Source organism: Streptomyces sp. NPDC007162 (assembly GCF_040634175.1).
In the GTDB taxonomy this organism is placed as follows: Bacteria; Actinomycetota; Actinomycetes; order Streptomycetales; family Streptomycetaceae; genus Streptomyces.
Genome location: NZ_JBEYFC010000366.1, coordinates 1 through 9,488 on the forward strand (window position 1 = coordinate 1; position 9,488 = coordinate 9,488).

Below are 9,488 nucleotides of genomic sequence, written 5' to 3' on the forward strand. Positions count from 1 at the left end.
AGAAGTTCCACGGTGACGTCGCCGTAGTGGAAGCCGAGAGCCTTGCGCAGCTCGTCGGCTGCCTCGGCGGCCGTACCTCGTACCCCATGGCAAACAGCGGCGAACAGGGTGAATACCCGGAATTCAAGGAACAGCCGGGGCATTCATACTGCCGCCGAGCGGATTCCATGGCGGAGATGTGTGAATTCCGTGACGACCCACCGAATTGCGCAACTCCGTTGTCCTGACAAGCCCTTGCGGCAAATTCTCCCGTGCACTACCTAGATAAAACATGAACTTGTTCAGCCGCCCCCACACCGCCCGGCGCACCCCCACGGCCCCGCCCCGCTCCGCGCAGGCGTCCTCCTCCCACCGCTCCGCGCCCGTTCTGCTGGACCCCGCGCTCGCCGCCCTGTCCGGCGAGTGGATCATCGACCCGGCGCACAGCAGAATAGGTTTCTCGGTCCGGCACGCGATGGTGACGACGGTGCGCGGGGCCTTCACCGAGTACAAGAGCCGGCTCTACTTCGACGGTCGTGACCCGTCCCGTTCCCAGGCGGAGATCATCCTGTCCACGGGCAGTGTGGACACCGGCGTGGAGCAGCGGGACGCCCACCTGACGGGCCGCGACTTCCTGGACTCCGCCGCCTACCCGCGGATGCGCTTCCAGAGCACGGCGGTACGCCTCAAGTCCCCCGACGTCTACGTCATGACCGGCGACCTCGCCATCAAGAACCGGACGCGCCCGGTCGACCTGGAGCTCACCTACATCGGCCACGTCACCGACCCCTTCGGCTACGAGCGCGTCGGCTTCGACGGCACGACCACGATCAACCGCATGGACTGGGGCCTGTCCTACAACTCCCGGCTGGCGGAGGGCGGCGCGATGGTGAGCGAGACGGTGCGCCTGCAGTTCGACATCGCGGCGATCCGCATGGCGCCAGAGGGCACGCCGTAGCGCTACGAGGGGCCGACCGGGCGACGCCCCTCGGACGGGCGGCGGTCCCCGGACGGGGCGCAGCCCCCGACCGGGCGACGGTCCCCGGACAGACGGCAATCCCCGGGCAGGGCGCGGCCCCGGACCGGACGGATGTCGCCGGACGGGGCGCAGCCCCTGACCGGGCGACGGTCCCCGGACGGACGGCGGTCCTCGGACGGGGCGCGCCGACCGGGCGGCGGGCGGACGGTGGCCCGGGCAGGATGCGCTCCTTGATGGAGGGCGGCGCTCAGGCAGGGCCCGGTTCGCGGACCGCCGGGAACCCCGGGCAAGGCGTGGCCCCTGACCGGGCGGCGGGACCCGGGTGCCCAGGTCCGTCTTCGGCCTGGGCCCGGGGCTATGGCCGCCGCAGGGCCGGGGGGCGACGGGTCACCCGTTCACTCCTCCCGGCACCCGCCATTCGTGTGCTTCTCATACTTATCTCTCCGCAGCTGCCTTGACCTGCCCGAACGCCCCCACAACCCCCGTCGGGAGCCCCATGGGTGACACCCGTTCATCCCACAGCTGACGGAATCTCAGGAAGCGGGCCCGGCCCGCCTGCTTTTACCTCGGAAGAGCAAGGGAGTGGACGAGCCCGACCAGGAGCGAGGGAGCACCATGCGACGCACCGTCCGTCTGCTGACCGGAGCCGCGCTCGCGGTGGCCGCGGCCGGTGGCGCCACCGCACCGGCCTACGGCGGCAGCTCCGGCGGCCTGGACGTGTACCCCTCGACCACGGCGCCCGGCGCTCAGGTCACGGTGAACACCGCGGTGTGCGGGGAGAAGGGGTCGGCCGTCGGGGACGCCGGCTCGGTCGGCGCCGGGACGTTCACGCTCGCGCCCAGCACGCACGAGGGCGAGGCGATCGGCGAGTTCCGGGTGCCGCAAAGCGCGCAGCCGGGGACGTACGAGATCGTCGCGAAGTGCGCCGACGGGACCCGTCGGGCCACCGGTGACCTCACGGTGGCGCTGACGTCGGCCGGAGGGCAGCTGCAGCCCCACGGCAGTGTGAAGACGGGGGTCGGTGGTGCCCTTGGCACCGACCCCGTGCAGACCGCGGCGGGCGTGGCGGCTCTGGCCGTCGCCGCCGCGGGCGGTACCTGGCTCCTGCATCGCCGGGCGAGAGGCGATGCGTTCTGACGGACACCCTCCGCTGTCCGTCCGCCGGTACCGCCATCCCACCCCCTCCGGGTCCGACGCCCCTCGCGGCCCGGAGGGGGTAGGGGGTCACCGTTCGGTCGCCTTCGAAAGAGGGATTCGTATGCGCAGGATCGGGGACACCGCGATAGCCGCCGTGACCGTGGTGGCCCTCGGCTCGGGCGTCTGGCTGCTCGGCCCCGGGTCGGGACCGCGTGACGCCCCGCCCCAGCCGTCCGCCGCGGAGGGCCGCCCCGACCCCGGGGAGGAGCGCCTCGCGTCCCCCGCGCTGCCGCCCTCACCGCCCACCCGGATCCGCATCCCCGCCATCCGCGTGAACGCCCCCCTCATGGGCCTCGCCCTCACCTCCGCGGGCAGCCTCGACGTGCCGCCCGCCGCCGACAGGAACCTCGCCGGCTGGTACGAGGCGGGCACCACGCCGGGCGAGACCGGTACCGCGATCGTCGCCGGGCACGTGGACAACACCGAGGGCCCCGCCGTCTTCTACGACCTCGGTGCCCTCAGGCGCGGCGCGGTCATCGAGGTGGACCGGCGGGACCGGTCCGTCGCCGTCTTCACGGTGGACGCGGTCGAGGTCTACCAGGCCCGGGACTTCCCGGACGAGAAGGTGTACGGAGCCGCGAAACGCCCCGAGCTGCGGGTGATCACCTGCGGCGGCGGTTACTCGCGCGCGACCGGCTACCAGGGCAACGTCGTCGTCTTCGCCCACCTCACCGCGACCCGCTGACCACCGGGCCCCCGCCCGCGCCGGTACCGCGGCCCCGCCGACCGGCCGCGTTTCGCGCGCCTCACAGGCGCTGCCCGCCGGGCCCCGGACCCCTCACACCCCTCCCCCGGCGGCGAAGAGGGCAGCGTTCCGCGCGGGAAACAGTGGTGATGCGGTCGGGTAACGTCCGCCGCGCACGCTCCTGGACATGACCTCGAATACGCGTGTGGTGGTGACCGGCGCCGGCCTCGCGGGCGTCCGTTCCGCCCGGCGGCTCGGGGAGTCCGGCATGCCGGTGACACCGGTGACACCGTTGAGGCCCGTGACGCCGGCGCCGGTGCCGGTGCCGACGCCGCCGGAGACGCCCGCGGCACCCGTGACGGCCACCGGGCCCGTGACATCCGCCGGGTCCGTGACATCCGCCGGGTTCTTCGCCGGTGGCGTCCCCCCGCTCCACCTGCTCACCCACGATGGAGGCTCCTGATGACCACCGCCCCCGGGGCCACCCCCACGATCGTGCTCGTCGGCCACGGCATGGTCGGCCAGCGCTTCCTCGAAGCGCTCGCGGCGCGCGGTCTGACCGCCACGCACCGCGTGGTCGTGCTCTGCGAGGAGCCGCGTCCCGCGTACGACCGCGTCGCCCTCACCTCGTACTTCTCGGGCCGGAGCCCCGACGAACTCTCCATGACCGACATGGGGTTCATCGACGACCACGGCATCGAGCTGTACGTCGGCGACCCGGCGCAGCACGTCGACCGCACAGCGCGGACGGTGACGGCCAGGTCCGGCGCGGTGTTCGGGTACGACACGCTCGTCCTGGCCACCGGCTCGTACCCGTTCGTGCCACCGGTCCCGCACAAGGAGGCGACCGGCTGCTTCGTGTACCGCACGATCGAGGACCTGCTCGCGATCGAGGAGTACGCGAAGAACGCCTCGACGGGCGCCGTGGTCGGCGGCGGGCTGCTCGGACTGGAGGCCGCGGGCGCGCTCAAGGGGCTCGGACTCACCTCCCACATCGTGGAGTTCGCGCCCCGGCTGATGCCGGTGCAGGTGGACGAGGGGGGCGGCGCGGCGCTGCTGCGCACCATCGAGGAGATGGGCCTGACCGTGCACACGGGCGTGGGCACGCAGGAGATCGTGGTCGACGACGCGGGTGCCGTGACCGGCATGAAGCTGTCCGACGGCTCCGAACTCGCCACCGACCTGGTGGTGTTCAGCGCCGGTGTCCGGCCGCGCGACCAACTCGCCCGGGACTGCGGCCTTACGGTCGGCGAGCGCGGCGGCATCACGGTCGACGAGCAGTGCCGTACGGTGACGGACCCGCACGTGTTCGCGATCGGCGAGTGCGCGCTGGCGGCGGACGGCCGGGTGTACGGCCTGGTGGCGCCGGGTTACGAGCAGGCCGAGACCGCCGCGGCGACCATCGCCTCCGACGAGGCCGCCTTCACCGGCGCAGACCTGTCGACCAAGCTGAAGCTGCTCGGCGTGGACGTGGCCTCCTTCGGCGACGCGCACGGCACCGGCGACGACTGCCTGGACGTCGTCTACTCCGACGCCCGCTCGGGCCTGTACAAGAAGCTGGTCATCGGCCGGGACGGCACCCTGCTCGGCGGCATCCTGGTCGGCGACGCGGAGGCGTACGGGACGCTGAAGGCGTTCACCGGTTCGGTGCCGCCGGTCTCCCCCGAGTCGCTGGTGCTGCCGGCCGGTGCCGGGGAGGCCGTCCAGCTCGGCCCGGCCGCGCTGCCGGACGAGGCGATCATCTGCTCCTGCAACAACGTCCGCAAGGGCACCATCCGCGAGGCCGTCACCGAGCACAGCTGCACCACCGTGCCCGAGGTGAAGAAGTGCACCAAGGCCGGTACGACCTGCGGCAGTTGCGTCAAGGTCCTCGGGCAGCTGGTCACCGCGGAGCTGGAGGCGTCCGGCGTCGAGGTCGACAAGGGCCTGTGCGGCTGCTTCGCGCAGACCCGCGAGGAGCTGTACGAGATCGTCCTCGCGCTGCGCGTCAACACCTACCAGGACCTGCTCGACCGGTACGGCCGCGAGGAGGCCCGGGGCGGCGACGGCTGCGAGACCTGCAAGCCGGCCGTCGGCTCGATCATCGCGTCCCTCGCCCCGACGATCGGCGCGAGCGGCTACGTCCTGGACGGCGAGCAGGCGGCCCTCCAGGACAGCAACGACCACTTCCTCGCCAACCTCCAGAAGAACGGCTCCTATTCGGTCGTACCGCGCATCCCCGGCGGTGAGATCACCCCCGAGGGCCTGATCACGATCGGTGAGATCGCCCGCGACTTCGGGCTGTACACGAAGATCACAGGTGGTCAGCGCATCGACATGTTCGGGGCGCGCGTCGAGCAGCTGCCGCTGATCTGGATGCGGCTGGTGGACGCCGGCTTCGAGTCCGGGCACGCCTACGGCAAGGCGCTGCGGACGGTGAAGTCCTGCGTGGGCTCGACCTGGTGCCGGTACGGCGTCCAGGACTCGGTCCGGATGGCGATCGACCTGGAGCTGCGCTACCGCGGGCTCAGGTCCCCCCACAAGCTCAAGTCGGCGGTGTCCGGCTGCGCCCGGGAGTGCGCGGAGGCCCAGTCGAAGGACTTCGGCGTCATCGCCACCGCGGGCGGCTGGAACCTCTACGTCGGCGGCAACGGCGGTGCCACCCCGCGCCACGCGGACCTGCTCGCCCAGGACCTCTCCGACGCCGAACTGGTCCGTCTGATCGACCGGTTCCTGATGTTCTACATCCGCACGGCGGACCGCCTGGAGCGCACGTCGACCTGGCTGGAGCGGATCCCGGGCGGCCTGGACCACGTCCGTGACGTCGTCGTCGAGGACTCCCTCGGCATCTGCGAGGAGCTGGAGTCCCTGATGGCGGCGCACGTCGCCAACTACGCCGACGAGTGGGCGTCGACCATCGACAACCCCGAGAAGCTCGCCCGCTTCGTGTCCTTCGTCAACGCCCCCGACACCCCCGACCCGGTCGTCGGCTTCGTGCCCGAGCGCGACCAGATCAAGCCCGACCTGCCGCTGCTGTCCATCGGCATGCGCCCCGCCGCAGACGTACTGGAAGGAAGCGCCCAGCGATGACCCTGGCCCCCGAGACCACCGACCTGAAGGTCCAGCTCCAGTTGGCGGACAGCTGGTTCACGGTCTGCGACCTGAGCCTGCTGACCCCCGGCCGGGGGGTGGCCGCGCTGCTGCCGGACGGCCGCCAGGTCGCCGTCTTCCGCGACCGCGCGGACCGCCTGTACGCCATCGACAACCGCGACCCCTTCGGCGGCGCGGCGGTCCTCTCCCGCGGCCTGACCGGCACCCACCAGGGCCGCCCGTTCGTCGCCTCACCGCTGCTGAAGCAGCGCTTCGACCTGGCGACCGGGGAGTGCCTGGACGACGAGGCGGTACGGGTGGCGGCGTACGAGGTGCGGACCGCCGTATAGGACCGGGGAGTTCCGTCACCCACTCCTTTATTGACCGTTCGTTCTTTTTCGATCTAGGCTCTGGCGTGTGGCCAGGGCAAAGGAGTTCGACCCGGATGCCGCGCTGCTGTCGGCTCTTGAGCTGTTCTGGCGGCGCGGCTACGAGGCGACGTCCGTGGCCGACCTGGTCGAGCACCTCGGCATCGGGCGGGCGAGCCTCTACGCGACCTTCGGCGGCAAGCGCGACCTGTACCTGAAGGCGCTGGACCGCTACCAGCGGGACCGCCTCCCGCCCCTCCTGCACGGCCTGTCCCTGCCGGGCCCGGCGCTGCCCGCCGTGCGCGCGCTGGTACGGCGGTTCGCCGACGAGTCCGCGGCCGACGAGCTGCGACTGCGCGGCTGCCTGGTCACCAACACCGCGGCCGAACTGGCCCCGCACGACCCGGCCGCGGCGCGCAGCGTCGAGCAGGACTGGGACCGGGTCGAGACGGTCCTGTACACGGCCCTCACCCGCGCCCGGGCCCAGCACGAACTGCCCGCCGACCGCGACCCGCTCGCCCTCGCCCGCACCCTGCTGGTCCTGTTCCAGGGCCTGCGGGTGGTGGGCAAGGCGTCGGCCGACCCGGCCCGGGTCCGGGACGCGGCGGAGCAGGTGCTGCACCTGCTGGACTGACGGACGCCCTCGCGCACCGGTGCGCGGGCGTCTTTTTTGCGGCTCGATAATGAACCGATCGTTCTCGAAAAAAGGAGATCACTCATGCCGACCTCCAGTCGCTTCTCCGGGCGCACCGTCCTGGTCACCGGGGCGGGCACCGGTATCGGCCGGGCCACCGCCCTGGCCTTCGCGGCCGAGGGTGCGCGCGTGGTCGTGGCGGGCCGCCGGGAGGGGCCGCTGAAGGAGACGGTGGCGCTGATCGAGGAGCGGGGCGGCGAGGCGGCGGCGGTACCGGCCGACCTCGCGCGGCCCGGGGACGCCGAGGCACTGGTGGCGGCCGCCGTGGACCGGTTCGGCTCGCTGGACGTGGCGGTGAACAACGCGGGGATCTTCCGGGGCGGCGTGCCGCTGGCGGACTTCCCGGAGGCCGACTGGCACGAGCAGCTGGCGGTCAACGTGACGGGCGTGCACCTGGCGTTGCAGGCGGAGATCCGCCGGATGCGGACCCAGCCGACCGGCGGTGCGATCGTCACCGTCTCCTCGAACTTCGGCGTCCACACCACGTCCGCCGGGGCCGCCGCGTACGCGGCGACGAAGGCGGCGGTGACGGCCCTGAGCCGGGGTGCGGCGCTGGACCACGTCCGGGACGGCGTCCGGATCAACGTCGTCAGCCCCGGCGCGACGGCCACCCCGATGTCGCTGCGCGCGGGCGAGACGGACGCGGACCGGGCGGAGCGGGCACGGGCGACCCTCCCGCTGGGCCGGGTCTCGGCGACGGAGGAGATCGCGGCGGCCGTCCTGTACCTGGCCTCCGACGCGGCGGCGTCGATGGTGGGCACGGACCTGGTGGTGGACAGCGGCGCCTCGCTGTAGACGCCGACACCCCGAGACGGCGTCAGCGCCGCCCGCCGAACTCCCACTCGTGCACTTCCACGTGCGCGTACCCGGTCGGCCGGCCCAGGACCTCGCGTGCCCGGTCCGGGCCCGGGGCGCGGACGAGGGCGGCGGTGCCCAGCCAGGTGCCGCCGTCGTCGGACGACAGCGGCCCGTAGGCGACCAGTTCGTCGCGGTCGACGTGGGCGGGCAGGTCGAGGCCGTCCCCGGCGGCCCGCTCCGGGCCCAGCCCCAGCACCAGGTACCGGTCGCCGCCGGTCCGGCCGCCCGGGAACTCCCACATGGTGCGCCCGAGCAGGTTGCGCCACCTCCGCAGCAGCACGTCCCGGTACACGCCGGCCTGGTGGTTGGGCTCGTCGAAGGCGAACGCACGGGCAGCGGCCGGGTCGGGCAGGTCGACGATGTGCACACTGCCAGTGGGTGTCTCCCCGTCGGCGCCGAAGGTCGGCCCCCGGGCGATCAGCTCGGCCGCGTACCGGTCCATGTACGACCAGTGCTCCTCGGCCAGTCCGGCACGCAAGGCGAGGGAGCCGGCCCGGTCGCGGTGATAACAGAAGAACTCCATACGCACGGACCCTTACGCAGCCGGGACCGCTCCTCAAAGCGGTTTTCCGGGCCCACGGCCGCGGTGCCATCTCGACGGCGGGCTGTCGTAAAGTGCGCCGTGGTAGGGACGTGGAATCCGTCGGAGGGGGGCCTGCCGTGGGTGCGGTGGACGCCGTGGGGGCATCGGACAGGGGCAGGGGCGGCCGGTTCCGGGCGGTGCCGGACAGTCCCGCGCAGGTGATCGCGGAGGCGCGGAAGGCGTTCTTCGTGATGTTCGGGCTGCTCGCGGTCGTCTGGCTGGTGCAGCTGGCCAACTTCGCCGACCACTACGCGCTCTCCAGGGACTACGCGGTGGTCTCCGGCGACCTCGGCACGCTGCCCGACATCCTGGTCGCGCCGCTGCTGCACTGGAGCTGGGCGCACATCGAGAGCAACTCCGGGCCGCTGTTCGTCTTCGGTTTCCTCGCCGCGTACCGGGGAGTGCTGCGGTTCCTCGGGCTGACCCTGCTGATCGCCGTGAGCAGTGGCGCCGTGGTCTGGTTCTTCGAGCGCGGTGACGTGGCGACGGTCGGCGCCAGCGGCCTGATCTTCGGGTACTTCGGGTACGTCGTCGTCCGCGGGCTCTTCGACCGGCACCTGATCGACACACTGATCGGCGTCGTCATGGGCGCCTCCTTCGCGTACCTCCTCACCGTGGCCGTACCCGGCACCCCGGGCGTGAGCTGGCTCGGCCACCTCGGCGGACTGCTCGGCGGCCTGCTCGGGGCCTGGCTGTTCCGGGACCGCCGCGTCCGGACCGGAACCGCCGCCGGCTCCGCCCCCGCGCCCTCCGGCGACCCCACCCGTGCCGCCCTGTACCAGGAACTCGACGACCTCGGCCTGCTCTGACCGGACACGAGGGGTCAGGATCCCCGCCGGGCGAAGCCGTAGCGCAGGGGTCGTCGCGCGCGGTCTCCAAAACCGCGAGGACGCCGGTTCGAATCCGGCCGGCTCCGCCTGCCTGCGGGCCCTCCACACCCCCGCAGCTCACGCACGAAGGGGCGGCACCCCCCGCACAGGGGTGCCGCCCCGCGAAATCGGAAGAGCAAAACGCACTACACCACTAACAAAATAATATATAAGTTATGCAGAATTATGGTTGTTAATATGGTGGGG

10 protein-coding genes and 1 tRNA gene are annotated in these 9,488 nt (G+C 72.4%); 10 read left to right on the forward strand and 1 reads right to left on the reverse strand.

The features are described from left to right. The first annotated feature begins 271 nt into the window (after positions 1-271). From ABZ646_RS32400 to ABZ646_RS32435, 8 genes are all read left to right on the forward strand, one after another. Complete coding sequence (locus ABZ646_RS32400) at positions 272-937, forward strand: YceI family protein (RefSeq protein WP_360526785.1); 666 nt, start codon at positions 272-274, stop codon at positions 935-937. A gap of 636 nt (positions 938-1,573) precedes the next feature. Further along, positions 1,574-2,095 carry a hypothetical protein gene (locus ABZ646_RS32405; protein ID WP_360526788.1) on the forward strand — a complete coding sequence of 174 codons (522 nt, stop codon included), beginning with the start codon at positions 1,574-1,576 and terminating at the stop codon, positions 2,093-2,095. A gap of 121 nt (positions 2,096-2,216) precedes the next feature. Next, positions 2,217-2,840, forward strand: a complete 624-nt coding sequence (locus ABZ646_RS32410; protein WP_360526791.1) for a class F sortase — start codon at positions 2,217-2,219, stop codon at positions 2,838-2,840. 187 nt (positions 2,841-3,027) lie between these two features. Continuing rightward, positions 3,028-3,303, forward strand: a complete 276-nt coding sequence (locus ABZ646_RS32415) for a hypothetical protein (protein ID WP_360526794.1) — start codon at positions 3,028-3,030, stop codon at positions 3,301-3,303. Continuing rightward, positions 3,303-5,909 carry a nitrite reductase large subunit NirB gene (nirB, locus tag ABZ646_RS32420; protein ID WP_360526797.1) on the forward strand — a complete coding sequence of 869 codons (2,607 nt, stop codon included), beginning with the start codon at positions 3,303-3,305 and terminating at the stop codon, positions 5,907-5,909. The genes ABZ646_RS32415 and nirB overlap by 1 nt, the downstream gene beginning before the upstream one ends. Continuing rightward, a complete protein-coding gene (gene nirD, locus ABZ646_RS32425) occupies positions 5,906-6,259 on the forward strand; it encodes a nitrite reductase small subunit NirD (RefSeq protein ID WP_360526800.1) in 354 nt (117 codons plus the stop codon). Before nirB ends, nirD begins: the two co-directional genes overlap by 4 nt. A gap of 67 nt (positions 6,260-6,326) precedes the next feature. Continuing rightward, the gene (locus ABZ646_RS32430) at positions 6,327-6,911 is read left to right on the forward strand and encodes a TetR family transcriptional regulator (protein WP_360526803.1); all 585 of its coding nucleotides are present in this window, start codon (positions 6,327-6,329) and stop codon (positions 6,909-6,911) included. An 84-nt stretch (positions 6,912-6,995) separates the two neighbouring features. Then, on the forward strand, positions 6,996-7,766 hold the full coding sequence (locus ABZ646_RS32435) for an SDR family oxidoreductase (RefSeq protein ID WP_360526806.1): 771 nt from the start codon (positions 6,996-6,998) through the stop codon (positions 7,764-7,766). Between the two features lie 22 nt (positions 7,767-7,788). Here ABZ646_RS32435 and ABZ646_RS32440 read toward each other — a convergent pair whose 3' ends face one another. Further along, positions 7,789-8,352, reverse strand: a complete 564-nt coding sequence (locus ABZ646_RS32440) for a YciI family protein (RefSeq protein WP_360526809.1) — start codon at positions 8,350-8,352, stop codon at positions 7,789-7,791. 155 nt (positions 8,353-8,507) lie between these two features. Here ABZ646_RS32440 and ABZ646_RS32445 point away from each other — a divergent pair, with 155 nt between their 5' ends. Beyond that, the gene (locus tag ABZ646_RS32445; RefSeq protein ID WP_360526812.1) at positions 8,508-9,221 is read left to right on the forward strand and encodes a rhomboid family intramembrane serine protease; all 714 of its coding nucleotides are present in this window, start codon (positions 8,508-8,510) and stop codon (positions 9,219-9,221) included. A gap of 32 nt (positions 9,222-9,253) precedes the next feature. Then, a tRNA-Trp gene (locus ABZ646_RS32450) sits at positions 9,254-9,328 on the forward strand. Positions 9,329-9,488: the final 160 nt, after the last annotated feature.

What these genes read in the sequence shown, in the direction of transcription:
- ABZ646_RS32400 (WP_360526785.1), top strand. Translation starts at nt 272, where the DNA reads ATGAACTTGTTCAGCCGCCCCCACACCGCCCGGCGCACCCCCACGGCC.
- ABZ646_RS32405 (WP_360526788.1), top strand. Translation starts at nt 1,574, where the DNA reads ATGCGACGCACCGTCCGTCTGCTGACCGGAGCCGCGCTCGCGGTGGCC.
- ABZ646_RS32410 (WP_360526791.1), top strand. Translation starts at nt 2,217, where the DNA reads ATGCGCAGGATCGGGGACACCGCGATAGCCGCCGTGACCGTGGTGGCC.
- ABZ646_RS32415 (WP_360526794.1), top strand. Translation starts at nt 3,028, where the DNA reads ATGACCTCGAATACGCGTGTGGTGGTGACCGGCGCCGGCCTCGCGGGC.
- nirB (WP_360526797.1), top strand. Translation starts at nt 3,303, where the DNA reads ATGACCACCGCCCCCGGGGCCACCCCCACGATCGTGCTCGTCGGCCAC.
- nirD (WP_360526800.1), top strand. Translation starts at nt 5,906, where the DNA reads ATGACCCTGGCCCCCGAGACCACCGACCTGAAGGTCCAGCTCCAGTTG.
- ABZ646_RS32435 (WP_360526806.1), top strand. Translation starts at nt 6,996, where the DNA reads ATGCCGACCTCCAGTCGCTTCTCCGGGCGCACCGTCCTGGTCACCGGG.
- ABZ646_RS32440 (WP_360526809.1), bottom strand. Translation starts at nt 8,352, where the DNA reads ATGGAGTTCTTCTGTTATCACCGCGACCGGGCCGGCTCCCTCGCCTTG.